Raw genomic sequence first — 26,681 nt, forward strand, 5'->3', positions numbered from 1 at the left:
ATATATACTTTCCCTTATTTTAAGTCATTTAAACGTAATGTAACAGCATTTTTATGTGCCTGTAAACCTTCCGCTTCTGCCATTAACTCAATTGCAGGACCTATACTTTTAATTCCGTCTTTTGATATTTTCTGAAAAGTCATACTCTTCATAAAACTATCAAGGTTAACACCACTATATTGCTTTGCATACCCATTAGTAGGCAACGTATGGTTTGTTCCCGAAGCATAATCTCCAGCACTTTCTGGAGTATAATCTCCTATAAAGACAGATCCAGCATTGGTAACTCCGTTTACATAAAAATCTTCATTACTCGTAACCACTATAAAATGCTCAGGACCATATTCATTAATCAACTCCAAAGCCTCTTCATCATTCTCTACTAAAATAAATCTTGAATTTTCAATAGCTTTCTTAGCTATTTCTACTCTTGGCAATTCACTTATCTGTAATTCTATTTCTTCTGAAACTGCTTCAATCAAATCTTTAGAAGTAGAAACTAAAACCACCTGACTATCTGCACCGTGCTCCGCTTGAGAAAGCAAATCTGAAGCCACATAAGCAGCCTTTGCTGTTTCATCTGCAACTACTAATAACTCTGACGGGCCAGCAGGCATATCGATAGCTACATTGTAACGTGTTGCCAATTGCTTTGCAACTGTTACAAACTGGTTTCCTGGTCCAAATATTTTATAAACTTTAGAGATAGAATCTGTTCCGAAAGTCATTGCTGCAATAGCTTGTATCCCTCCTACTTTATATATTTTACTAACTCCACATAGCGCTGCTGTATACAAAATTGCAGGATTTACTTTCCCTTCTTTATTTGGAGGTGTACACAAAACAACCTCTTTACAACCTGCTATTTGAGCAGGAATAGCCAACATCAAAATTGTAGAAAATAAAGGCGCAGTTCCTCCTGGAATGTAAAGTCCAATTTTTTCTATCGGACGTTTTTCTTGCCAACAAGATACTCCTGCAGTTGTCTCTACTGTTACTTTATCTGTTCTTTGTGCTTTGTGAAAGCTTGTTATATTAGATTTAGCTAATGCAATTGCCGCTTTCAACTCTTCAGAAACAAGACTATTAGCCTCTTCTATTTCCTTTTCAGAAACAATGTTAGAAGATAAAGTTACTCCATCAAAAAGGCTGGTATACTTTTTAACAGCTTCGTCTCCTTTTTGCTTTACTTCATTAAAAACCTCATATACAGTTGCCTCAATATCATCAATAGTTTGCGTAGGGCGTTGTAATATTTCCGACCATTCTTCTCGCTTTGGGTTATATATGTTGCTCATTTTTACTTTTATTATGATTTAAATAAATCTACTTACTACATTACCATTTTTTCTATTGGGCAAACTAAAATCCCTTCAGCTCCAACCGCTTTAAGTTCATCTATAATCTCCCAAAATCTATCTTTATTGATAACGGTATGAATAGAGCTCCAACCCTCTTCTGCAAGAGGTAATACAGTAGGACTTCTCATTCCTGGAAGCAATTCTATGATCTTATCGATTTTATTATTTGGAGCATTAAGCAATACATATTTAGAATCTCTAGCTTTTAAAACTGACTGGATTCTAAATCTCAGCTTATCTACAACAGCCCTAATTTCATCATCGATTATAGGTGGACCAACTAGAACAGCCTCACTTCTAAGAATAGTAATTACCTCTTTAAGGTTATTTTTAAAAAGGGTACTTCCACTAGATACTATATCTACAATAGCATCCGCAAGTCCAATATTAGGGGCTATTTCTACAGAACCACTTATTATATGAAGTTCTGCATTGATTTTCTCTCTCTGCAAAAACTCATTTACCGTATTTGGGTAAGAAGTGGCTATTTTTTTTCCATCAAGATCTTTAACGGAAGTGAAGTCACTACCTTTTGGAACTGCTAATGAAACTTTACACTTAGAAAATCCTAACTTTTCTACAATCTGTAAGTCCTTACCCTTCTCAATTAGTAGATTTTCGCCAACAATAGCTAGATCTACAACTCCATCTCTTAAATACTGAGGGATATCTCCATTTCGTAAATACATTACCTCCAAAGGGAAATTTCTAGCAGAAGCCTTTAACTGCTCTCTTCCATTATCTATAGAAATACCACAGTCTTTTAAGATTTTCAGAGAATCTTCATTTAACCTTCCTGACTTCTGAATCGCAATTTTTATTTTTCTTTCTTCCATAATTTTTATAAAAATACTTATTTCTTGGTACGGTTTTATTTAAAAAAAATCAATAAAAAAAACCCGTTTGATAACTCAAACGGGTTTTTATTATGTAAAAATCACACATAACAATCTCACCTCGCTTGAGCGCAAGTATGAAAATGATGATGATGTGATGTATATATTGTCATTGTTATTATAATCTTCTACAAATTTAAATCATTATAAAAAAGATATGCAAATAATATTGAGTTTTTTTTATCACAATATATTAAATCTCTCGATTTTAATAAGAAAAGTTATATTTTTTATATTAATAAAACCTAAAAAGTCGTTCTGAATAAAAAATACAGAAAAATATAAAGGTTTGCATTCTTCTTTATGTCATCTTATTAAAAAATAATATCTTGTGCTGCATTTAAAATAAACAAATACTTATAATGAGAACTTTTACTATTACTTTGCTTTTATTAGTATTATCAATTAATACCCCCCTTTCTGCTCAGAGTAAAAAGGAATTAAAAGAACAAGTTGCAACCTTAAACGACAAGGTTAAAGTTTTAAAACAAACGCAATCTGACTTAGCTGTATCACAGAATAAAGTTAAAAGCTTAGAATTTCAGGTGGAGCAACTAGAAGAAACCAATAAGGGACTTTTAGATAATATGAACAATTTCTTATCTACTTCCACACAACAATCCAACAGTATTAGTAGAACTTTAGAAGCTTTAAGAAAAAGAGAAAAACAAATAAAAGGAATTAGAGATACTTTTAGCGCTAACGACTCTGTAGCATTATTAGTATTAACAGACCTTAAAAAAACACTAGGAGAAAACGCTCAAATTGGAGTTGAAAAAGGATCTATTATCGTGAAAATGGAAAATTCTACTCTTTTCAGCGGAAAAGAAGATAATCCTGAAGTAACAGCTTCTGCCAAAGACTTTATTGGAAGACTTGCAGCTACAATAACAAAGTACCCAGAATTATCAGTATCAGCACAGAGCGCTGGTGAAGATTGGAGAATTAATTCTTTAAGAGCTTCTGCTATTACAAAAACACTTCAAGAAGATTTTGAAATTGCACCAACAAGATTAAAAGTGACTACAAATACTGGAGGTGGAAATGTATCATACATTTTCTTACATCCAGATTTCAATGCCTTTTACTTAGAAGTTCGTGATGATCTAAAAAAGCTATAAGCTTAAAAAATAAATTATTTATAATCTCTGACGTTAAGCATTTGTTTTAACGTCAGTTTTTTTTTGCCTCTATTAGACTTATATTCCTCTAATTGCTATTTTATTCTCGAAAAAGATTGAAAACTTTGGTACTATTTTATACTTTAGTAAAAATTATTACCTCACATACCCCCTATGATAGCACAGATAGACCCATCAAATTTAACTACAAACCCCTATTTTATTCCCGCAATAGTAACTTTAGCTTTTTTTATTGGTTTGTTTATAGGCAGAGCCCTAAAGAATAATAAATATAAAAATGAACTCGAAAAATGCTTACTAGATAAAAGTACGTTGGTAAACAACCTTAAAAGTGAAGCTATTAATTTTGCTGAAGACAGTAAAATAAAAGCGGTACAAACTCGAGGAAGAAGCGGAATGTCTATGGATAAGGAACTTAAGGTTACTACTATCAAAAAGCCTTCTTCGAATCTTAAACTCGATTTTAATGTTATAGGCATTGCCTCTGAAGAAGCTAAAGATGACTTAAAGTTGATTGAAGGAATTGGCCCTTTTATTGAAAAGAAATTAAACGGAATTGGGATCTACAAATACGATCAATTAAGTAAATTGAACGATAGAGATATTGAAATTGTAACTGAACTCATTGAGTTTTTTCCAGGACGCATTAAAAGAGATGACTGGAAAGGAAAAGCACAAAAACTTAAAGACTCTTTAAAATAATAAAAACTGAGCTTACTTAAAAACCCAGTTTTCATTATTCCTTACATCAGCTGATATTGCTGACACTTATTGTTATATTATCTTATTGATTCCCCAAAATAATAGGCAACCCATCATCTCCACTACCAATAACAACAACTTTAGAGTTTTGAGACTCTGATAATTTAATTGTAGCTTCAATTCCTTTATCCTGAAGAATTTTATCTGTAAGAGATGCACTTAAAATCTGGTTTGCATCTGCTTTACCTTGCGCTTCGATTATTTGCTTTTGAGCCTCTTTCTCTGCTTTCTCTATTCTAAACTCATACTCTAACGACTCTTGTTCCTGACGAAGTTTACGTTCTATCGCATCTTTAATAGTTGCAGGCAGCGTAACATCTCTAACTAAAATCTGATTTAATTGCACATATTGATTCGATAATATCTTTCTCGTCTCATCGTAAATCTCTTCCTGTATCGCATCCCTTTTACTAGAATACAATTGTTCTGGTGTATATCTACCTACCACACTTCTAGCAGCAGATCTAATTGCAGGCTGCAATACACGAGAAATATAATCTACTCCTCTTTCTTGATGCAATACACCTAAATTATCGTATTGTGGTTGAAACCATATAGAAGCATCCAATTTAATCTCCAGTCCGTTTGAAGATAATACTTGCATTTTTTCTGAAAGCTCTTGCTGACGAACTTCATAAAGAGTAACACTATTCCAAGGAGCCACAATATGAAACCCTTCTGATAAAGCTGGTTCATCTGTAACCACCCCATCTGAAAAAGGTCTAAAAAGAACTCCAGCCTCTCCAGAACCAATGTTTACTGCAGATTTAAAAAGTATAATAACTACTGCTATTGCAATGATAATAATAGGAATCCCAATCTTAGGTAATTTATCCATTTTTTAGTATTTAAAAGTTTAAGTGAATTATTAATAAAATTATTTGTGTTATTTATTTATAGGATACAATGCTCTAATTTTTAATCTCAATCAAAGTAAGTCACAGTATAATTAATATAATCTGAAAACCTACGATTTTATGATATAATTTTTAAATTAAGCCATTGTATTTTCTTAGAAACCATTCCGAAGAAAGCGCTATAATGATTACTAGAAGCAACCATTTCCAATCTATTAAAGGTACAATATTTTCCTTACTTTTTTGTACAGATTGGTACTTAGAATTCGTTAAAAGATCTTGCTTTAAATCTGAAAAAGTATCGCTAAAATATAATACTCCTCCTGTATTCTCTGCCAGTGTATTTAACCTCCCAATATCTGGATTTACAAATTGCTTTTCTACATCAAATGCTAAAATGCTAAAACTCCCAGATTTTGAGATCTTTTCTGAATCTACACGCACCATAAAACTATACGCTGAGGCAGGAAGTGAACTTAAATCTACTTCATAACCTGACCCCTTATAAAGCATAGGATATACAACCTCAGCACCTGTTTCTTTATTTTTTACTTCTATTTTTATTGTTGCATTAGGATCAAAAACATAGTTTTTATCAAAGTAAGAAGCTCCTATTTTTACTTGGGAATTACCATAATAAAAAGATTCACTCGTTATTGTTAATCGCGCTCGCTTTTCCGTTGAAGACAAATACTGAATTAGTTTTCCGAAAAAAGTATCAAAAGATGCTGTACTTTCATTTTCAATAAAACTTGCTGCTCGCCATTTCCAAATTCCTTCTCCCAGTAATATTGCAGCTTTTTGTTCGTTATTATCAAAAGTCACCAATTGCGGATCATCAGTAGCTATACTTCCTATTTTTTTATATAACAATGCGTGAGAAGCTCCAAGAAAATCAATCCCTCCAAGACGTGCAGTTAGCGGTGGAAAATCATCAAAACCAATATCTTCAGTTTGAAAAGAATTATAGGTATCGTTATAAAGAGGCAACACCTCCTCTTTTCCTCCACTCAAAACATGATTAAAACCAAGCTCAGCTCTATTAAGAAAATTCCAATCTGTATCCTCTCCAGATATAATCCAATAGTTTTGTTTTCGATTCTTTAGCTCCTTAATAACGGTATTGAAAGAATTTGTTGGTTGATATAAAATTACTAATTGAAAGTTGTTCTCCAATGCATTAAACGCACCTACATCTACGATAGAAGCCGTTCGAAACTCATTACTTTCTACAATCTTTTTTAAAGCTCCAATATCTGGATGCTTAGTAGCAGTAACTATTGCAATGTTATTTTTCTGATCAATAACTTCAAGAGCAAATAATTTACTGTTATTTTCTTTATTCTTCTCTTCTGAAAGAGGCTCCAAAACAGCTTTTAAAGTCTGTACTCCTATTTTATCTGCTAGAAGCTCTGTTTTTATAACTTTGGAAGTGTTTTTTTCATCAAAAGAAACCTTTTCTGAATATAGCAATTGGTTCCCTCTATAAATTTTAAGCACCGATCTAACAGTAGATTTCCCCTCAAAAGTTAAAAATATCTCTACAGGATACTTGTTTTTAAAATATGCATATTTGTTTACATTCAGCTGTGAAATCTTCAAATCGTTATATGTTATAGAATCTCCTAACACAACTGGATATACTTCCTGCTGAAGGCTCTTAGAAGTGAAAGCATAATCCGCTCCATAAGTTTGATTCCCGTCCGAAAGCATTAAAACCGCACCGTTTGAACCTCGATTGATATTCTCTAAAGCTTGTAATGCATTTGAAATATTAGTCTGATTTCCAGAAAACGATAAACTATCTTGTGGTAATAAATCAGTATCAAAAGAATATTCTTCTATTGAAAAACGATTATTCAGCTCTTCATCATTAGTCAACTCATTCAATAGTTTTCTTGCTGTATCTTCATAACCCAATTCTTTAATTGAACTTGAGTTATCTACTAGAATTGACAAATAAGGCTTTTCAGTAAAAAAGGACTTATTAGAAAATTTTATATTTATTAAGAGCAGTAATAATGCAAAAATGGCTACGAACCGAAGAATTGCCATCGCTATAAAAACTTTACCTTTTCGACTTCTTTTTCTATACAAGAAAAAGGCAATTAGCAAAGAAATAACGGCAGCTAGTAAAGCATAAATTACAGGACTTGCTCCTATCATTAAAATGGGATATTTATTTCTTCAAAAATAAAGAAAAATGAAAATCAAACTTTAATTAGAGCGTAAGCAAATCTTTAAACCCGATTACGCTCTAAATTATAGTTTTTACTATTGTATAATCAAGAATTTCGAGAAATACCTCGAAATATTAATTTTACATCTAGCGAATGAAATATTAAGTAAGCATTCCTCCGTCTACCTGTAATACTTGACCAGTGATATAATTAGACATATCTGATGCTAAGAAAACACATGCATTAGCTATATCTTCTGGGTTACCCCCTCTTTTTAATGGAATAGCATCTCTCCAACCTTGTACTACTTTTTCATCTAAAGCCCCTGTCATTTCAGTTTCAATAAATCCTGGAGCCACAACGTTACTACGGATATTTCTAGAACCAAGCTCTAAAGCCACCGATTTTGAAAAACCAATAATCCCCGCCTTAGATGCTGCATAGTTTGTTTGTCCTGCATTTCCTTTTACTCCAACAACAGAGCTCATGTTAATAATAGAGCCTTTTCGCTGCTTAAGCATAGTTCTTTGCACTGCTTTTGTCATATTAAAAACAGACTTAAGATTTACTTCAATAACGTTATCAAAATCTTCTTCAGAAATACGCATTAAAAGGTTGTCTTTAGTAATTCCAGCGTTGTTTACAAGGATATCTATAGCTCCAAATTCTTTTACCACTTGGTCTACCAACTCTTGAGATGCTGTAAAGCTTGCTGCATTACTTTTATAAGCTTTTGCTTTTACACCACTTGCCAACAATTCCTTCTCTAACTCTTTTGCTGGTCCTTCGGACGAACTATAAGTAAACGCTACATTAGCACCTTGTTTTGCAAACTCTTCTGCAATTCCTTTCCCTATACCACGACTAGCACCAGTGATAATCGCTGTTTTACCTTCTAAAAGTTTCATCTGTAATATTTAGATTTTTTGTTTTTGTTACTGAATATCAAATATAGCAAATACCATGTTTTCTCAACAAAAAACCCTGCAAAAATGCAGGGTTTAGTTCTACAATTTATATGTTATTATGATTTTAGAGGTTTTGGTTGCTCATAATTAAATAAATAATCAACTTCCAGCTCCTCAACATCTCCTAATTTTCTTAATGCATCGATATCCACATCATTTTTGTTCCCTATTACCATTACATCATAACTTTCTCCTTTTATATTCTCTTCAAAGAAACTTTTTAGATCATCAAAAGTCATTTTTTCAATCTCATTATACATTGCTTGTCTTGTATCTTCTGTAATCCCTCTTTTCTTTAAACGCTCATATTCCCAAAAAATATCCTGCTTATTGATTCTATTTGACGCTAATTTCTTCAATGTTGACTCTTTAGCTGATTCAAATTGTTCTTTTGCTTCAGGCATATCTGTCATCAATTCCATCATAGCTTCTACGGCTTGTGGCATTTTATTAGCCTGTGTACCGATATAAGCATACGTATAATTAGGTTTTCCTTCTTCAGAAGCATTACTATATGCTGCAAAAGCAGAGTAAGCAAGCGACTTAGACTCTCTTATTTCTTGAAAAACGATCGAAGACAATCCGCTACCAAAGTAAGTGTTAAATAAAGATGAAGCCGCCATTTGCTTTGGATCAAACGTTTCTCCCTTTGCTAAGAATAACATCTCACTTTGTACCATATCATAATCTACAAAGTAAACATGACCTCCAGTTTCTTTTTCTAAATATAACTTAGCATCTGGATATTCTTTTAAAGTAGTTGGTACCGTATACTTTTCATTTAAAGAAGCAACTGCCCCATCAATATTATTTCCGAAGTAAAAAATACGCTGTTTATAGTTTTTCAAATCTTTAAAAATATTCACCAATTCTTCAGGGTTAATATCTTTAAGAGCATCAATGGTATAAATATCTCTTAATCTAGAATTATCACCATATTGCCCATAACTCATTAGTCCGTTCCACAAGATATTCCCTTTACTAGCTTTGCTATCTTCTCTGCTCTTACCGATATTCTGAACATACTTATCATAACTCTCTTGGTTTGCAACTGCATTAGACCATAAATGATCTAACAACTCCAAACCTTTATCCATATTCTCGCTAAGTCCGCTAATTGTAACATACGCCTTATCGTTTGCAGCACGTACGCTGTATTCAATTCCAAGCTTATAGAATTCTTTTTTCAACTCTTCTGGAGAATATTTATCTGTTCCGATATACTCAACATAACCAATTGCATATTGCAGCTTCTTATCGTTATCTTTACCCATATCAAAAATGATATCTATTTCAGCTAAATCATTCGCTTTATTCTCGATATAAGAAACCTCTAACTCATTATCGGTATTAGTTTCTTTAATAGCTTTATCAAAATCTATATGTTGAGGCTTTATAGGCGGAACCTCAATTTTATTGAATGCTTGTAAGAAATCTGATTGTTTATCTCTATTTAAAGCTACTGGAGTAATTGGAGGGTTTTCTACTTTTACGAGATCTCTACTCTCCCCTTGTCTTTTATACACAACAGCATAATCATCAACATATGCCTTATTTGCATACGCTACTAATTCTTCTTTAGTAACCTTTCTAAGCTCTTCTAACTTTTTAACTTCATCTTCCCAATCTTGAAAATGAACAAAGGCATCTACATAGGCATAAGCTACACCGGAAGCATCTTCATATCTTCTTATCTGAGACAACTTAAGATCGTTAACTACAGCCTGAATCATCCATTCGTCAAAATCTCCCTTTTTAATTTTATCAACTTGAGATAATAAAAGATCTTTTACTTCTTCCAGAGATTGATCAGACTTAGGATATCCATATAAAGTATGCACGCCATAATCATTATTAAAGTTTGGATAACTCCCTGCTCGCTGTACTTTTTGCTTCTGATTAAGGTTTAAATCAATTAACCCAGCCTGACTATTACTTAAAAGCATATCGATTAGAGTAACATACTTTTCATCCTCTGTTCCTATTCCAGGAGTTCTGTAACCAATACTAACTCTAGCTGCTTCTGGTCCAAAAACTTCTTTTTCGATAGGAGCAGTAATAGGAGCTTCTGTAGGACGCTCTGGATAGGTTACATCTTTAGGCTTGAAATCTCCAAAAGCATTATCTACCATTTTTATAGTTTCGTCAAACTCCAAATCTCCTACCAGAATTACTGCCATATTATTAGGTACATAATATGTATCAAAATAATTATTAATAGCTACCATGGATGGATTTTTAAGATGCTCTGAAATCCCTATAGTTGGCTGCTGCCCGTATGGATGTTTAGGAAATAGCGTAGAAAGCATCTCATAATATTCTTTTCGCTGATCGCTATCTTGTGTTCTATTGAATTCTTCGTACACTGCCTCTAACTCTGTATGAAATAACCTAAGCACCAACGTACTAAAACGCTCACTTTCTAAAGTAAGCCATTTATCCAATTCGTTAGAAGGAATTTTGTTTACATATACCGTTTCTTCAACAGAAGTCCATGCATTTGTACCCTCTGCACCTATAGAACCCGTCATTTTATCATACTCATTAGCAATAGCTATTTGCGAAGCTAATTGAGAAACACTATCTATTTTTTTATATATTTCTTTTTTCTCTATGGTGTCGGTAGCTTTCTTATGAGCTTCATACAAATCTGAAATCTCATCAATAAGTACTTTTTCTTTATCCCAATCTGTAGTTCCAAATTTATGAGTCCCTTTAAAAACCATATGCTCCAAATAATGAGCTAACCCAGTATTATCTGCAGGATCATAAACAGAACCAGCTCTGACAGGTATAAAAGTCTGAATCTTTGGTTCGTCTGTATTTCTACTTAGATAAACTTTTAATCCATTTTCTAGTGTATACAGGCGTAATCCTGTTGGATCGTTCTCAACGGTTTCATAAGTATACCCGTTTGCATCAGTATGCGTTTTTGCTACTATTTTTTCTTCTGAATTGTTTTTACAACTTACAGAAACAAATAAAATAGTCAACAGGAGGAGTCTTGATAGTTTAAGTGTCATATTTTAAATAGTTTGGTTAAAAAAAAATCCATCCCCTAAATAAATCAGGGGATGGATAAATATATAGATAATATTTTATATATGAGCTATTTAGCCCATAACTTCAGCTACTTTTTTACCTATTTCAGCAGGAGAATCTACAACGTGGATTCCACATTCTCCCATAATACGTTTCTTTGCTTCAGCAGTATCATCATCACCACCAACAATAGCTCCTGCATGACCCATAGTTCTACCTTTAGGTGCAGTTTCTCCCGCGATGAATCCTATTACTGGTTTTCTATTTCCGTCTTCTTTCACCCAACGAGCAGCATCTGCTTCCAGTTGACCTCCAATTTCCCCGATCATAACAATACATTCTGTTTCAGGGTCGTTCATTAACAATTCTACAGCTTCCTTAGTTGTAGTTCCGATAATTGGATCTCCTCCAATTCCAATTGCAGTTGTGATACCAAGACCTTGTTTTACAACTTGATCTGCAGCCTCATAAGTAAGCGTTCCAGATTTAGAAACAATTCCTACTTTACCTTTACTGAATACAAAACCTGGCATAATACCAACTTTAGCTTCACCTGGTGTAATTACACCTGGACAGTTAGGCCCGATTAATCTACAATCTATATCTTTAATATAGTCTGAAGCTTTGATCATATCTGCTACAGGAATACCTTCCGTGATAGTAATTATAACTTTGATACCTGCATTAGCAGCTTCCATTATTGCATCTGCAGCAAAAGCTGGCGGAACAAAAATGATTGATACATCTGCAGCTACTTTATCTACCGCTTCCTTAACAGTATTAAAAACTGGTTTACCCAAATGCTCTTGACCTCCTTTTCCTGGAGTTACACCACCAACTAGGTTGGTACCATACTCAATCATTTGTTCGGCATGAAAAGTTCCTTCACTACCTGTAAATCCTTGTACTATTATTTTAGAATCTTTATTTACTAATACACTCATTAGGGTTATATTTTATTTAAAGCTATACAAAAATAGTTTTTTGAATACGATTTAAGAAATCTACTTCAAAAAATAAATAATTATTTTACTTATGTTAATTTTTTTGACTTGTTGGAATAAAAGAATTTAAGTTTACGGGGTTGTCATCAGCAAGCTGACTAATCTCATACCCTTTGTAAAGTTTATCATCTTTAAACTCCCATATAGTTATAAAATGAGCTAATGGTTGCTCTTCATCTGGATTTTCAATTGTTTTTACATGATAGGTATAACGTACCGTAACACTATTCCCGTCTTTTAACAAATGACTTATCTCTGTTCTTACAGAATGATATGCATTTTCCATATTTGAGGCCAAAGCAACAAGTTCTTCCTTGTTTAATTTAGTAAAACCTTTGCTACTATTCCAATAAAGCTCACAATCATCATGGAGGTAATCCATTAAAATAGCTCTATTTTTAATAGGCTCAAGTTCGTAAAAATCTTTTGCAATCTTTTTTATTGACTGTCCCATATCTCTATCGTAATTTTTCAATAATTGATGGTATCATTCGTATCGATGCCAATTCTTTATATTTCTTCCTTGCTTCTTCAGCAGGGTAACCAAAATACGCTTTGTTAGGCTCCAAAGATTTACTAATACCAGACTGTGCCAATAAAACTGCCTTAGAACCTATTGTAATTGCACTAGCAATTCCCACTTGCCCCCAGATGGTCACTTCATCTTCAATAATTACACAACCAGCAATTCCTACTTGTGAGGCTATTAAACATTTTTTACCTATAACAGTATCATGTCCAATTTGCACCTGATTATCTATCTTCGTGCCTTCTTTTATTAAAGTGTCTCCAGTAACTCCTCTATCTATTGTACAAAGAGCTCCTAAATCTACATTATCTTCTAAAACTACACGTCCTCCAGACAATAATTTATCAAATCCTTCTGGTCTATTTTTATAATAAAAAGCATCTGCTCCTAAAACAGTTCCAGCATGAATAGTGATATTATCCCCAAGAATACAATTGTCGTAAACACTAACGTTAGAATGAATCAAGCAATTTTTTCCGATGACTACATTATTACCAATAAAAGCTCCTGGTTGCACAACCGTTCCCTCTCCTATTTTTGCTGAAAAAGCAATGGTAGCTGTAGCCTTCTCAAAAGGCTTAAAAAAAGTTGTTAACGTATTAAAATCTCTAAATGGATCGTCAGAAATTAACAATCCCTTATTTGGCGGACACTCAACCTCTTTATTTATAAGAACTACGGTAGCGGCAGATTCTAGCGCTTTATCATAATATTTAGGATGATCAACAAAAACAATATCACCTGGCTCTACCACATGTATTTCATTCATTCCTGTTACAGGAAAATCATCAGGACCAACATAATCACAACTTAAGATAGTTGCTATTTGCTTTAAGGTATGCTTTTGAGGAAACTTCATCGTAAACTATTCTGATATACTAAAATCTACAAAATATGATTCAAAAAAATGTTATAAAAACTTATCCTTTATAGCGCTCCATATAAGCACCTTTATCAGTATCAATTTTTATCTTATCTCCTTCATTAATAAACAAAGGAACATTTATCGTTGCCCCAGTTTCTACTGTTGCAGGTTTTGTTGCATTGGTAGCCGTATTACCTTTTACTCCAGGCTCTGTATGTGTTATTTCTAAAACAACATGTGCTGGTAAATCTACAGAAAGTGGCATGCTATCTTCTGTATTAAATAATATCGTAACTACTTCTCCTTCTTTTAAAAGATCTGGATTGTCTATTGCTGTTTTCTGAATAGTGATTTGGTTGTAATCATCTGTATTCATAAAATGAAACGTATCTCCTTCTGGATATAAAAACTGATAAGATCTTGTTTCTACACGAACATCTTCAATTTTATGTCCTGCTGAAAATGTATTATCTAATACTTTTCCTGAAGTAACACTTCTTAATTTTGTTCTAACAAAAGCAGGTCCTTTTCCTGGCTTTACGTGTAAAAATTCAATAATTTTATATATATCGTGATTATATCTTATGCATAATCCTTTTCTAATATCTGATGTAGATGCCATAATTTTATTTTAATGATTTGAATTTGAACTAAAATACCCTTTCATGATTCCACGTTGAGAATCTTTGATAAACTGAAGAATCTCGTCTCGTTCTGGAGTGGCTTCCATTTCTGCTTCGATAATTTCTACAGCTTGAGAATTATTGTAATTCTTTTGGTATAATATTCGGTAAATATCTTGTATTTCTCTAATTTTCTCTGTTGAATACCCTCTTCTGCGTAATCCTACTGAATTAATACCTACGTAAGATAAAGGTTCTCTCGCTGCTTTAGCGTATGGAGGAACATCTTTACGTACTAATGAACCACCAGTTACAAAAGCGTGATTTCCAATAGAACAAAACTGATGCACAGCTGTCATTCCTGCAAGAACTACATAGTCTCCAACAGTAATATGCCCTGCAAGAGTACTATTGTTTGAGAAAATACAGTAATCTCCAACTATACAATCGTGAGCAATATGGCTATATGCCATAATCCAACAATTTTTTCCGATTACAGTTTTCATTCGATCGGTAGTCCCTCTATTAATGGTAACACATTCTCTAATAGTTGTGTTATCTCCAATTTGGGTGATGGTATCTTCGTCGTTATATTTTATGTCTTGGGGAACTGCTGAAATTACAGCACCAGGAAAAATATTACAATTTTTCCCAATTCGAGCCCCTTCCATAATGGTAACGTTACTTCCTATCCAAGTGCCCTCTCCAATTACTACATTATTATTAATAGTAGCAAAAGGCTCTATCACTACATTTTTAGCGATTTTCGCTCCTGGATGCACATATGCTAGTGGCTGATTCATTTCTTGTCTGTTTCTTTAACTTTTACGATTTGAGCCATTAGCTCTGCTTCTGTTGCAAGCTGACCATTAACATAAGCATGCGCTTTCATATGGCAAATCCCTCTACGGATAGGAGATATTAATTCCATTTTGAAAACCAATGTGTCTCCTGGCTGTACTTGTCTTTTAAACTTAACATTATCCATTTTCATGAAAAATGTAAGGTAATTCTCTGGATCTGGAACTGTATTAAGTACTAAGATCCCTCCAGTTTGCGCCATGGCTTCTACTTGTAAAACCCCTGGCATAATAGGTGCTCCAGGAAAATGTCCTACGAAGAAAGGTTCATTCATAGTCACATTTTTCATTCCCACAACATGTGTATCTGATAATTCTAAAATACGATCTACTAATAAAAATGGTGGTCTATGTGGCAACATTTTCATTATCTGATTCACATCCATTAATGGTGGAATACTTGGATCGTACTTTGGAGCTTTATTTCTTTTCTCTGCTTTTATAATTTTAGAAAGTTTCTTAGCAAACTGAGTATTTACATAATGCCCAGGTTTATTTGCAAAAACTTTTCCTCTAATTCTAGTTCCTACTAATGCAAGATCTCCAATAACATCTAATAACTTATGTCTTGCTGCCTCGTTTGGATGATGAAGCGTTAAATTATCTAATATTCCGTTTGGCTTAACAGAAATAGAATCTTTATTAAAAGCTACTTTTAGCTTTTCCATTGTTTCTTTAGACAACTCTTTATCTACATAAACAATGGCATTATTAAGATCACCTCCTTTAATTAGGCCATGCTCTAATAATGCTTCAATTTCATGTAAAAAACTAAAAGTTCTGGAATCTGCAATCTCATCTTCAAACTGCTCTAAGTTAGTCAATGTCGCATTCTGAGTTCCTAAAACCTTAGTTCCAAAATCCACCATTGCCGTTACTTGGTATTCTTCAGAAGGAACAATTGTTATTTCACTTCCTGATTTTTCGTCAATATAAGAAATAACTTCTGTAACTATAAACTCATCACGATCTGCTTCCTGCTCTACAATTCCAGCTTCTTTTAACGCTTCTATAAAGTACTTAGAAGACCCATCCATTATTGGAGGTTCAGGTGCATTGAGTTCAATTAAAACATTATCTATTCCTAAACCTACTAAAGCTGCCAACACATGCTCCGAAGTCTGAATTTTAACTCCTTGTTTCTCAAGATTCGTACCGCGTTGTGTATTCACAACATAGTTAGCATCTGCTTCTATTATAGGCGTTCCTTCTACATCTAAACGTTTAAACGCAAATCCGTGATCTTCTGGAGCCGGCTTAAATGTCATTGTTACATTTTCTCCAGTATGCAAGCCTACACCCTTTAAGGATACCTCTTTGGCTATGGTTTTCTGTTTTATAACCTGATTACTCATTGTTATATCTTTTACTTTTTTTCTAGTTGATTAATTTTATCTGCAAGTTTCGGTAAATTCTTAAAGTGTACGTACGATTTATTATAATCGCCGTAATTTAATGCTGGAGACCCCTGTAAAACTTCGTCATCTTTTACATTTCTTCCAATACCAGACTGTGCCTGAATTCTAACTCTATCTCCTATTGTAATATGCCCAACAATACCTACTTGCCCACCAATCATACAGTTCTTACCAATTTTGGTAGACCCTGCAATTCCTGTTTGAGCTGCAATAACAGTATTTTCTCCTATCTCAACGTTATGAGCTATCTGGATCTGATTATCGAGTTTTACACCTCTTCTAATAACTGTAGATCCTAATGTTGCTCTATCTATAGTTGTTCCTGCACCAACATCTACATAATCTTCAAGAATAACGTTTCCTATTTGTGGCACTTTCTGAAATTCTCCTTTATCATCTGGAGAAAAACCAAATCCATCTGCTCCAATTACGCATCCGCTATGGATTACGCAATTCTTACCTACTATAGATTCAGAATAAATCTTAGCGCCAGCAAAAATGATTGCGTTATCTCCTATCGTAACATTATCTCCAATATAGGCATTTGGAAAAATCTTTACATTGTTTCCAATCTTTACATTTTCTCCTATATAAGCAAATGCCCCGATATATGCATTTTCTCCGTATGAAGAAGAAGATGCTAAAAAGATAGGTTGCTCTATTCCTGTTTTATTCAACTTCACCTCATTGTAATACTCTAATAATTTAGAAAACGACTTATATGCGTCGTCAACTTTTATTAAGGTTGTATTTACATCATGATCTAAAACCAACGTTTTATTAACGATAGCCACAGATGCTTCTGTTGAATATATATAATGAGTATACTTAGGATTCGCTAAAAAAGTTAACGATCCTTGAGTTCCTTCTTCGATTTTAGAAAGTTTAGACACTTCCACATCTGGATCGCCTATAATTTCACCTTCTAATATTCCTGCTATTTGAGTTGCTGTAAATTTCATTTCCACGCAAAAGTATAAAAAAAGTACTATTTATTTTTTAGGATAGCACATGTAATATTTTGTAACCGTTTTTGATAAGGCTTTAAGGTTTAATTGATCGGATGCTTTAGCTACATCTACAATCTTTCCAGACTTCATTAAAATATGTATATTTTGCTTGTCTACATAATACGCCTGATTCTCTATTAAACCACTAAAAACAAAGTAATTAGCCTCTTCTTCGGTTACGTTATATTTATTAATAAAATCTTCAATATGATTTGCTAATTTAGCTTCTTTTATCGGATTCTTCTTAATCTTAATTTTAAGAAGGTCTCGTTCTAATAATATTTTACATAAATTAGATAAAACAAAATCGTCACTAAATTGCCATTCTTTCATTGCTGATAAAATATCAACATCATCCAAACGAGAAAAGGTCTCTAATATTTCTTCATTGAAGTCAGATTTTCCTATTTCATTATCTAGAAAAAACTGAAGAGCTCTACTTGCATGGAGAGATTTTCCATTGTGATGAAGTTGCTTAGCTCGTTGTAATATTCTAATTAACAGCTGCTCTGCCGCTAAGCTTGTTTTATGCAAATACACCTGCCAGTACATTAATCGGCGGGCTACAAGAAATTTTTCAACTGAATAAATCCCTTTTTCTTCTACTACTAATTTATCATCTACAACATTTAACATAGAGATAATTCGTTCAGAATTTATATTTCCTTCAGAAACACCTGTATAAAAACTATCGCGCTTCAAATAATCAACTCTATCCATATCCAATTGACCTGAAATTAGCTGATTCATGAACGTTCGATGATATACTCCCTTGAAAATTTTGATGGCTAGCGTTAAAGTTCCGTTAAACTCTTTATTTAACTCCTCCATAAACTGAAGCGAAATATGCTCATGGGAGATTCCATTTACAATACTATGCTCCATTGCATGAGAGAAAGGACCATGACCAATATCATGTAAAAGTATGGCCGCTAGTAAAGCATTACCTTCATCTTCGGAAATGTCAACACCTTTAAATCTAAGTACTTGAACGGCTTTCTGCATTAAATGCATACAACCAATTGCATGATGGAATCTTGTATGATGCGCTCCTGGATATACCAAGTAAGAAAGTCCCATTTGGGAAATTCTCCGTAATCGCTGAAAATATTTATGCTCGATTAAATCAAAAATCTGTTCGTTAGGGATGGTAATAAATCCGTAAATTGGATCGTTGAATATTTTGAGCTTGTTTGCTGTGTTCAAACTAAATGAATTGTAAAATTACGTACAAATATACATCAATAGAATGAATGATATAAAGATACTTTGGGTAGATGATGAAATTGAACTTCTAAAACCGCATATTTTATTCCTAGAAAAGAAAAATTATAAAGTGAGTACATGTCAAAGTGGAACTGAAGCTATAGAAGAAGTTAGAGGTCAAAACTTTGATATTGTCTTTCTAGATGAAAACATGCCAGGTCTCTCAGGCTTAGAGACTTTAAGTGAAATTAAAAGCTTAAAACCAACACTCCCAGTAGTTATGATTACCAAAAGTGAGGAGGAAGATATTATGGAAGAGGCTATTGGTGCTAAAATTGCCGATTACTTAATTAAGCCTGTAAACCCTAATCAGATTCTTTTAAGTTTAAAAAAGAATTTAGATCACTCTAGACTCGTTTCAGAAAAAACGACCTCTAGTTACCAACAAGAGTTTCGTAAAATAGCAATGGATTTAACAATGGTTAATTCTATTGATGAATGGGTGGACCTTTATAAGAAATTAATTTATTGGGAAATTGAATTAGAAGACATTGAAGACACGGGGATGACAGAAATATTAGAATCTCAAAAAACGGAAGCTAATACTCAATTCTGCAAATTCATTGAAAAAAACTATCCAAAATGGTTTCAAGGAGAGGATGGTCCTGTAATGTCTCATACATTATTTAAAGAATTAATAGCTAAAGAGATTGATAAAAAACAACCAACCTTACTCGTTGTAATTGATAATTTAAGATATGACCAATGGAAAACCTTTGAAGGGACTGTAACCAATTACTACAAAAAAAATAAAGAAGTTCCTTACTTCAGCATCCTTCCTACTGCTACGCAATATGCTAGAAATGCCATTTTTTCAGGACTAATGCCTTCCGAAATGGAAAAATTATATCCAAAATTATGGAAAAACGATACAGATGAAGGTGGTAAAAACTTACATGAAGCAGCTTTCCTTGAGTCACAAATTAAAAGATTAGGGTTAGATATTAAATGGGAGTATCATAAAATATCAAACTTAAAATTAGGAAAACAATTAGCGCAAAATTTTAAATCTCAAAAAGACAACGACTTAACTGTAGTTGTATACAACTTTGTAGATATGCTGTCTCATTCTAAGACAGAAATGGAAGTTGTAAAAGAACTTGCTTCAAATGATAAAGCATATAGATCTTTAACTCAAAGTTGGTTTAAAAACTCACCTTTATTAGATATTATCCAACAAGCTCAACAATTAGGGTTCAAGCTTATCATCACTACTGATCACGGGACTATCAATGTAAAGAGACCTTCTAAAGTAATTGGAGATAGGGATACAAGTTTAAATTTGAGATACAAAACAGGAAGGAGTCTTTCTTATGTAGACAAAGAGGTTCTCGGAGTTAAAAACCCGAAGGAAATTAAACTACCTACAATTAACATGAGTAGTTCTTTTATTTTTGCCAAGGAAGATTTATTCTTCGCTTACCCTAACAATTACAATCATTATGTAAACTACTTTAAAAACACATACCAGCACGGCGGAATCTCTCTTGAGGAAATTATTATTCCTTATGTAGTACTGAGTCCGAAGTAGAAAAGCCAATTAATGGAAGCTTTATAGCGCAAATAATGCATTTATACTATTTTTTGTAGAAAACCATACATCTTAGACTACACCAAATTTGGTGGTTTTGATATCGTATAGTGTTAATATTATGCAAAAAAAAGAAAAAACTTGCATCGAACATAGTTTTTTTTCTATTTTTGGCCAAACCCTCAAAATTAAAACAATGGCAAAAGCAATTGATAGAATTTTTTCTATTATCCAATCTCTTGGAATGAGCGCTAGACAATTTGATATGTCTATTGGCGCATCTAATGGTTACACACTACGTATGAAAAAGAATAATGCATCCGTAGGGAGCGATATTCTAGAAAGAATTGTAGAAAAGTATCCATTTGTAAACATTAACTGGGTAGTTACTGGTCACGGAACCATGTTTGGAACCGACTCTAGTTCTTCGGAAGTACAAAACCCAGAAAAGAAGCTTACATACAAAGAAGTGGAAGCGATAATAGAACAAAAAATTAAAGCACATCAAGAAGACGAAATGAAAAACTTGATGGACAAGATTAAAACTGAAATTAGCACTACTAAAAAAGAAATTAGCTAAGTTAATTTCTTTAGTGTTTAAAACTTAAAAGCATCCTTTTAACTATTGGATGCTTTTTTTTGCTTTTAACTTATCATTAAGTTCTTCTAACTTTTTTAAATACTCTGTTGGTTCATAAGAATCTTTATCTGCAATTAAAGCTGCTAGTGCCAATTTATCTTCAGAATAACTCTCTTCATCTTTAGCTAAAAAAGATATCACCTTAAAGGTTTCTGCTTTAATCTTATTTTTCAACTTCTCTACTTTAGTGAAATTATTCAGCTTAAAAGAAAGGAATACTAAAAATAACATCAAAGGTATTAATACTGGAAAAGCTTGCCATACTTCATTCTCATGAACAAACTTTTCGTTTACATTAAACACAGCTATAATTTGGTAGCTTACTATTGTTAATGGAATCAATAAAAAATACTTCCACCAATACCTACTACTCAAAAACCATATTGTTAATATAATAAAGGAGGTTACTTTTATTAATGTAAACCAAAAAAAGATTCGAACACTTTGAAATTCAAATGATCCAATTTCCATAAAACCTAAATCCCATGTTGTAGCATCTCTAGGTGTTAGTTTGTAAATTCTAGCAATGAAAACAATAGATATAATTAAAAAGAACATCAAATATCCTCCAAGAGTTCTCCTCTTTAGTGGGTTTTTAAAGAATGTATCTTTATCCTCCTCTTCTTTTGATTCATCTTCAGACATTAAAACAGCTTTCGCAACCAGTTGTTTAAGATCATCTACATTAGAAACATAAGCTTCTTCATTAAAACTATTTAATACACGAGAATAATGATTAGTGTTCTTAAACTTATATTTTAAAATCTCTTCTGAATCTATAGCATCTAGATTAAGCCTATTCCAAAGAGGGTAATTCACCTTTTTAGAAATTAAATAAACAGCGTAACTTACTAATATTGTAAGGAAAAGTACGACTATCTTATTAACTATATCTGACAGCTGGACTTCAGAAAAAACAACTACAAATAATTTATACAAACCAACCACAAGCAGAATAAAAACAGAAGACTTCCACCAATATCTACATGTAATATACCATATTGACAAGAAAATTGTATTACACAAGAACAATAAAACCTGAAAACAATACATCTCCACTGTAGAGTAATAACTGGTAGTAAAACTAAATAGGCTAGTTACCCAATTATCATCCACAGGACATAAAACATGTGCATAAACCATAAAAGATGATACTATAATAATAACTACAATTAGCATATCATAGCTTACCCTTCTTCTGCGTTTTAAATTCAATTTTTATATTTTATTTAAGTTCAAATTTAATCAATATAATTTCTAAGGTATAGAAAAAGGAATTAAATATAAAGTATTACTAAATTTGCTTAAAGACTATAAAGATGATTACAAGAACATACACACTTGATGAATTAGACAAAATAGCCAAAGAGATTGTTCTACACGCTAAAAATAAAATAATCCTATTTAAAGGTGAAATGGGTGCAGGGAAAACAACCTTGATAAAAAAAATAGTTGAGGAATTAGGAAGTCAAGACCATGTTTCTAGTCCTACTTTCTCACTAGTTAATGAATACCAAGGAACGAATGATACAATCTATCATTTTGACCTTTATAGGATAGAAGATGTTGAGGAAATCCATAATATTGGATTTGAAGACTACATATATAGTAATGCTTGGTGTTTTATAGAATGGCCTGATAAAATCATGGATTTTCTACCTAAAGAAGTGACGGTCATCGATATTAAAACACACTTAAACGATGAAAGAACGCTGGTAATCAACTAAAAAACTATATTTACTTCCTACAAAATAAGACAGAACTAGTTGTATATTAAAAACTTACTAATGTACGACAAATGTTTTTATTCTCCGCATCTAAGTTTTTGGTATGTTTGACCCATCAAAAAACCTAAAACTATCTTAAAATGCCTATTAAAAAAGTAACTTTTACTATAGCTGCAATCGCTTTATTTTCTATTTCTTTAACTTCTTGTTCAAATGATAGCGTTGCTGATCAAGAAAGTCTTTACAACACACAAGCTGTTGAAAAAGCTAAAATAGAAATGCCTTCTAACGGATAATTAAAATAAACTTAAACAACCCCAAAATTAACCAACATGTCTTCAACTAAAATAATTATCACTGGAGCTGTCATTACTTTGTTTTCAATATCATTAACTTCATGCTCTAATGATAGAGTTGCATATCAAGATGGTATATATTATAATCAAGGAGTTAAAAAAGCTAATATAGAAATGCCTTCTAACGGGTAACTCTTCACTTAAATAAGATTCCATAAAGTAATTAAATATTTGTTTATGTTTTTTGGATTCGCTTAATTTGTGTTTAGATCCAAATCTTATAATTTTGAAAAAAAAGAGTAAAAACTCCTTTGAGCTAGAAAAAAGCAATAAAGCTAGAGTACTAGCCTTAGGCTCAGTCATGGCTTTTATTATAGCTATATCTCCTTATATCTTTTACCTATACGAAAGCTTTCCACAAGAACAGACTTGGGAAACCTTTTTTGTTACCTTCAAAACCTCTTATTACTCTTCATTATATATGGCAGCATGGAACTTCATGAATAAGTTTGTTCCATTACTACTCTTAATTATATGGTTTTTCACCTGTAAACATTGGTGGTATCACGTTATTCTAATCCCTATCAGTATGTATATCTTTCAACTGGTAAGCTCTTTAAATGATGATATTGAATATATAGATGAGTTTGAAATTTACTACATTATTCCGGTAATGATGATTGTTATTCCCGTAGTATACCTTATCAGATTAAAATTATTTGATAAAGTTGTCCATGGAATAGATCTAGATAAGATAGATAAAGAGCTAAAAGAATACGAAAACCTAGAAAGTGACCCTGAAAAGGACAACAAATTCTTTTAGACTTAAAAAGTTTAACTACCTTTGAGTTTTTAAGAAAATACCATGTCATATCCTAATACTCCGTTTACAAAACAGGAACTTATTCCTCAAGAGGAGACCCTAGAATTGCTAAAGCAAAAAGGGGAATTATTTATTGGGATCCCCAAAGAAGTTTCCTATCAAGAAAATAGAGTTTGCTTAACTCCCGATGCTATAAATGCATTAACATCACATGGACATCGTGTGATTATAGAGTCTAAAGCAGGCTTTCATGCCAATTATTCTGATAAAGAATACAGTGAAGCTGGTGCAGAGATTACTACTGATACAAAAAAAGTATTTTCTTGCCCTATCATTCTTAAAGTAGAGCCACCATCACTTTCTGAATTAGAACTAATTAATCCGCAGACCATACTTATTTCTGCATTACAAATAAAAACGAGAAGTAAAAAATATTTTGAAACCCTTGCCAATAAACGAATTACAGCATTAGCCTTTGAATTTATAAAAGATGATGATGGAAATTATCCTGCTGTACGCGCATTAAGTGAAATTGCCGGAACTGCATCTGTTTTAATAGCGGCAGAACTTATGACTAATGCAAATAGTGGTAATGGATTAATGTTTGGAAATATCACTGGAGTACCTCCTGTTGACGTCGTTATTATTGGTGCTGGTACCGTGGGTGAATTTGCTGCTAGATCCGCAATTGGACTTGGAGCTAGCGTTAAAATATTCGACAACTCCATAACTAGGTTAAGATGTATCCAGAATAATCTCGGTCGGATGTTATACACCTCTACCCTACAGCCTAAAAATTTATTAAAAGCATTAAAGCGTTGTGATGTTCTTATAGGCGCAGTAAGAGGTATTGATAGAGCTCCTGTTGTTGTTTCTGAAACCATGGTTGAAAACATGAAAAAAGGAGCTGTAATTATTGATGTAAGCATCGATATGGGCGGATGTATAGAAACTAGTGAGGTTACTTCACACGATAAACCCACATTTACAAAACACGGTGTTATTCATTACTCTGTACCAAATATTCCTGCAAGATATGCTAGAACAGCTTCGGTTTCTCTGAGTAATATCTTTACTCCTTATCTATTAAAAATTGGTGAAGATGGCGGATTAGAACAATCTCTAAGATTTGATAAAGGACTGAGAAATGGACTTTATTTTTACCACGGAATTTTAACAAGCAAATCGGTTGCAGAATGGTTTGACCTTTCTCACCGCGATATAAATCTATTGATATTTTAAATACTATGCCACTAATAAAAAGATTTGGTTTCTTTTTTATCGGTCTTGCTCTAGGACTGATTTTCCTTGCTTATTTTTTCAAAGAGAAAAGAGCAGAATTCTGTTATCTTCCAAATTGCAGAACCCTAAAATCTATAAGAACACAAGAGAAAATCAATTTTGCTCCTAATATGCAGCAGTTATTAGACAATAAAACTATCACTGAAGAACAGATAGATTCCGTATTAACTTATGGTGATGTTAATTTTGATAAAAGCGATATTGCTCGTAGTCAAACATCATCGGAAGATAAATGTAGTACTTATTACATAAACGGTAAAATAAACAACGAGCCCGTAGAGCTCGTTGTAAAGAATTGTAAATTTGTTGCTGATATTCTTGATATCAAAAAGGAAACTATAGAATAAGCTTCTTATAGTTTTCTTCGTTTTCTTTCTGTAGATAATAAAGTTAATTCGCGTGTTGTTTGCCCAGCCACAGAAGTATTTTCTTCCGCACGTCTGATAAGGTATGGCATCACGTCTCTAACAGGTCCAAAAGGGAGATACTTAGCTACGTTGTATTTTACATGTGATAAATTATAGCTAATATGATCACTCATTCCATATAATTGTCCAAACCAAACACGATCGTCATTCTTAGCTATATTTTTTTCTTCCATAATAGATAATACCAACAAAGTGCTGTCTTCATTATGAGTTCCTAAAAATAATACCATGGTATCTAGGTTATCCATCATATAACGAACGGCAGCATTAAAATTATCATCCGTTTCTTTTTTAGAAGCACATATTGGCGTTGGATATCCTTTTTCTTCCGCACGATCATTTTCTTTCTCCATATAAGCTCCACGAACAAACTTCATTCCTATAATAAAGCCATCCTTTTTAGCTCTTTCATGTAAGCCTTTTAGATAATCTAAACGATCCCATCTATATAATTGCAGTGTATTATAAACAACCGCTCTTTCTTTATTGTAAGTACGCATCATCTGCTCCACAATAGTATCAGCAGCAGTCTGCATCCAACTTTCCTCCCCGTCTATTAGCAAAGAAACTTCTAATTCATATGCTTTCTTACAAACGGTATCAAATCTTAATATAACACGCTCCCATTCTTCCTTCTCTTCACTGGTAAGTGTATCTCCATTTCCAACCTTCACATAAAGATCAAAACGACCTAATGCTGTTGGTTTAAAAACTGCAAAAGGGATAGCTTCTTTTTCCTTTACAAAATCTATTAATTTTAAAGTTCTAGCAACTACAGCATCAAACTCCTCTTCCGTTTCTTTTCCTTCAACAGAATAATCCAAAACAGAACATACTCCTGCAGTATAAATAGCATCTACAGTTTTCATACAATCCAACTCGCTCACACCTCCACAAAAATGATCGAAAACAGTAGCCCTAATCAAACCCTCTACTGGCAAGTGTGCTTTAATAGCAAAATTTGTAACCGCAGTTCCAATCCTAACTAAAGGTTGGTGAGCTATCATTTTAAATAAAAAGTAAGCTCTTTCAAGTTCAGAGTCGCTTTTTAATTTAAAAGCAATCTCCGTGTTATCAAAAAAATTCTTCATTCAATAAACCGCTATAAATTTTTGCAAATATAGTGTTAGATATTTTACTTTTTTACATGA

General features: G+C 32.8%; 26 protein-coding genes. 10 read left to right on the plus strand and 16 right to left on the minus strand.

All coding sequences use genetic code 11. The features are described 5' to 3' along the window. Positions 1 to 14: 14 nt before the first annotated feature. Positions 15 to 1,298, minus strand: a complete 1,284-nt coding sequence (hisD, locus tag ACN0TY_RS07285) for a histidinol dehydrogenase (RefSeq protein WP_417443954.1) — start codon at positions 1,296 to 1,298, stop codon at positions 15 to 17. A 35-nt stretch (positions 1,299 to 1,333) separates the two neighbouring features. Beyond that, entirely contained in the window at positions 1,334 to 2,197 is an 864-nt protein-coding gene (gene hisG, locus ACN0TY_RS07290) for an ATP phosphoribosyltransferase (protein WP_417443955.1), read from the minus strand. Positions 2,198 to 2,619: 422 nt separating this feature from the next. On the opposite strand from hisG, the gene ACN0TY_RS07295 reads away from it, so the two are divergent. Next, positions 2,620 to 3,378, plus strand: a complete 759-nt coding sequence (locus tag ACN0TY_RS07295) for a hypothetical protein (RefSeq protein WP_417443956.1) — start codon at positions 2,620 to 2,622, stop codon at positions 3,376 to 3,378. A 174-nt stretch (positions 3,379 to 3,552) separates the two neighbouring features. After that, the gene (locus ACN0TY_RS07300; RefSeq protein WP_236958143.1) at positions 3,553 to 4,101 is read left to right on the plus strand and encodes a hypothetical protein; all 549 of its coding nucleotides are present in this window, start codon (positions 3,553 to 3,555) and stop codon (positions 4,099 to 4,101) included. A gap of 82 nt (positions 4,102 to 4,183) precedes the next feature. On the opposite strand, the gene ACN0TY_RS07305 is transcribed toward ACN0TY_RS07300, so the two are convergent. The 12 genes from ACN0TY_RS07305 to ACN0TY_RS07360 form a co-directional block, all read right to left on the minus strand. Continuing rightward, on the minus strand, positions 4,184 to 4,999 hold the full coding sequence (locus ACN0TY_RS07305; RefSeq protein WP_236958142.1) for a prohibitin family protein: 816 nt from the start codon (positions 4,997 to 4,999) through the stop codon (positions 4,184 to 4,186). Between the two features lie 151 nt (positions 5,000 to 5,150). Further along, the gene (locus tag ACN0TY_RS07310) at positions 5,151 to 7,184 is read right to left on the minus strand and encodes a vWA domain-containing protein (protein WP_417443957.1); all 2,034 of its coding nucleotides are present in this window, start codon (positions 7,182 to 7,184) and stop codon (positions 5,151 to 5,153) included. Positions 7,185 to 7,359: 175 nt separating this feature from the next. Then, positions 7,360 to 8,106, minus strand: a complete 747-nt coding sequence (fabG, locus tag ACN0TY_RS07315; protein ID WP_417443958.1) for a 3-oxoacyl-[acyl-carrier-protein] reductase — start codon at positions 8,104 to 8,106, stop codon at positions 7,360 to 7,362. 116 nt (positions 8,107 to 8,222) lie between these two features. Next, a complete protein-coding gene (locus ACN0TY_RS07320; protein ID WP_417443959.1) occupies positions 8,223 to 11,189 on the minus strand; it encodes a M16 family metallopeptidase in 2,967 nt (988 codons plus the stop codon). Between the two features lie 90 nt (positions 11,190 to 11,279). Continuing rightward, positions 11,280 to 12,152: a succinate--CoA ligase subunit alpha gene (gene sucD, locus ACN0TY_RS07325; RefSeq protein WP_236958138.1), complete on the minus strand. Its 873-nt coding sequence runs from the start codon at positions 12,150 to 12,152 to the stop codon at positions 11,280 to 11,282. Positions 12,153 to 12,246: 94 nt separating this feature from the next. Continuing rightward, complete coding sequence (locus ACN0TY_RS07330) at positions 12,247 to 12,687, minus strand: nuclear transport factor 2 family protein (protein WP_417443960.1); 441 nt, start codon at positions 12,685 to 12,687, stop codon at positions 12,247 to 12,249. Next, on the minus strand, positions 12,671 to 13,600 hold the full coding sequence (locus ACN0TY_RS07335; protein ID WP_417443961.1) for a UDP-3-O-(3-hydroxymyristoyl)glucosamine N-acyltransferase: 930 nt from the start codon (positions 13,598 to 13,600) through the stop codon (positions 12,671 to 12,673). Before ACN0TY_RS07335 ends, ACN0TY_RS07330 begins: the two co-directional genes overlap by 17 nt. Before the next feature lie 61 nt (positions 13,601 to 13,661). Further along, complete coding sequence (gene efp / locus ACN0TY_RS07340) at positions 13,662 to 14,228, minus strand: elongation factor P (RefSeq protein WP_236958135.1); 567 nt, start codon at positions 14,226 to 14,228, stop codon at positions 13,662 to 13,664. A gap of 9 nt (positions 14,229 to 14,237) precedes the next feature. Then, on the minus strand, positions 14,238 to 15,032 hold the full coding sequence (gene lpxA, locus ACN0TY_RS07345) for an acyl-ACP--UDP-N-acetylglucosamine O-acyltransferase (protein WP_236958134.1): 795 nt from the start codon (positions 15,030 to 15,032) through the stop codon (positions 14,238 to 14,240). Further along, positions 15,029 to 16,444: a bifunctional UDP-3-O-[3-hydroxymyristoyl] N-acetylglucosamine deacetylase/3-hydroxyacyl-ACP dehydratase gene (locus ACN0TY_RS07350; RefSeq protein ID WP_417443962.1), complete on the minus strand. Its 1,416-nt coding sequence runs from the start codon at positions 16,442 to 16,444 to the stop codon at positions 15,029 to 15,031. The genes lpxA and ACN0TY_RS07350 overlap by 4 nt, the downstream gene beginning before the upstream one ends. Positions 16,445 to 16,455: 11 nt before the next feature. Continuing rightward, on the minus strand, positions 16,456 to 17,469 hold the full coding sequence (gene lpxD / locus ACN0TY_RS07355) for a UDP-3-O-(3-hydroxymyristoyl)glucosamine N-acyltransferase (protein ID WP_236958132.1): 1,014 nt from the start codon (positions 17,467 to 17,469) through the stop codon (positions 16,456 to 16,458). Positions 17,470 to 17,499: 30 nt separating this feature from the next. After that, positions 17,500 to 18,723, minus strand: coding sequence for an HD domain-containing protein (locus ACN0TY_RS07360; protein WP_417443963.1), 1,224 nt, complete (start codon positions 18,721 to 18,723; stop codon positions 17,500 to 17,502). 43 nt (positions 18,724 to 18,766) lie between these two features. Between ACN0TY_RS07360 and ACN0TY_RS07365 the strand changes: the two genes are divergently transcribed. Both ACN0TY_RS07365 and ACN0TY_RS07370 read left to right on the plus strand, forming a co-directional pair. Further along, on the plus strand, positions 18,767 to 20,314 hold the full coding sequence (locus tag ACN0TY_RS07365) for a response regulator (protein ID WP_236958130.1): 1,548 nt from the start codon (positions 18,767 to 18,769) through the stop codon (positions 20,312 to 20,314). 196 nt (positions 20,315 to 20,510) lie between these two features. Further along, on the plus strand, positions 20,511 to 20,894 hold the full coding sequence (locus tag ACN0TY_RS07370) for a hypothetical protein (RefSeq protein WP_236958129.1): 384 nt from the start codon (positions 20,511 to 20,513) through the stop codon (positions 20,892 to 20,894). A 42-nt stretch (positions 20,895 to 20,936) separates the two neighbouring features. Here ACN0TY_RS07370 and ACN0TY_RS07375 read toward each other — a convergent pair whose 3' ends face one another. Then, on the minus strand, positions 20,937 to 22,169 hold the full coding sequence (locus ACN0TY_RS07375) for a hypothetical protein (protein WP_417443964.1): 1,233 nt from the start codon (positions 22,167 to 22,169) through the stop codon (positions 20,937 to 20,939). A gap of 104 nt (positions 22,170 to 22,273) precedes the next feature. On the opposite strand from ACN0TY_RS07375, the gene tsaE reads away from it, so the two are divergent. From tsaE to ACN0TY_RS07405, 6 genes are all read left to right on the plus strand, one after another. Then, positions 22,274 to 22,681: a tRNA (adenosine(37)-N6)-threonylcarbamoyltransferase complex ATPase subunit type 1 TsaE gene (tsaE, locus tag ACN0TY_RS07380; RefSeq protein ID WP_236958127.1), complete on the plus strand. Its 408-nt coding sequence runs from the start codon at positions 22,274 to 22,276 to the stop codon at positions 22,679 to 22,681. Positions 22,682 to 22,821: 140 nt separating this feature from the next. After that, the gene (locus ACN0TY_RS07385; RefSeq protein WP_417443965.1) at positions 22,822 to 22,977 is read left to right on the plus strand and encodes a hypothetical protein; all 156 of its coding nucleotides are present in this window, start codon (positions 22,822 to 22,824) and stop codon (positions 22,975 to 22,977) included. A gap of 36 nt (positions 22,978 to 23,013) precedes the next feature. Beyond that, entirely contained in the window at positions 23,014 to 23,169 is a 156-nt protein-coding gene (locus ACN0TY_RS07390; protein WP_417443966.1) for a hypothetical protein, read from the plus strand. 94 nt (positions 23,170 to 23,263) lie between these two features. Then, positions 23,264 to 23,800, plus strand: a complete 537-nt coding sequence (locus ACN0TY_RS07395; protein WP_236958122.1) for a hypothetical protein — start codon at positions 23,264 to 23,266, stop codon at positions 23,798 to 23,800. A gap of 42 nt (positions 23,801 to 23,842) precedes the next feature. Then, positions 23,843 to 25,042 carry an alanine dehydrogenase gene (locus ACN0TY_RS07400; protein ID WP_236958121.1) on the plus strand — a complete coding sequence of 400 codons (1,200 nt, stop codon included), beginning with the start codon at positions 23,843 to 23,845 and terminating at the stop codon, positions 25,040 to 25,042. Between the two features lie 5 nt (positions 25,043 to 25,047). Beyond that, on the plus strand, positions 25,048 to 25,449 hold the full coding sequence (locus ACN0TY_RS07405; protein ID WP_236958120.1) for a DUF4258 domain-containing protein: 402 nt from the start codon (positions 25,048 to 25,050) through the stop codon (positions 25,447 to 25,449). 5 nt (positions 25,450 to 25,454) lie between these two features. On the opposite strand, the gene ACN0TY_RS07410 is transcribed toward ACN0TY_RS07405, so the two are convergent. Next, on the minus strand, positions 25,455 to 26,621 hold the full coding sequence (locus tag ACN0TY_RS07410; RefSeq protein ID WP_236958119.1) for a proline dehydrogenase family protein: 1,167 nt from the start codon (positions 26,619 to 26,621) through the stop codon (positions 25,455 to 25,457). Positions 26,622 to 26,681: the final 60 nt, after the last annotated feature.

The sequence above is a fragment of the Joostella sp. genome (genome assembly GCF_048266025.1).
GTDB lineage: Bacteria > Bacteroidota > Bacteroidia > Flavobacteriales > Flavobacteriaceae > Galbibacter > Galbibacter atrarenae.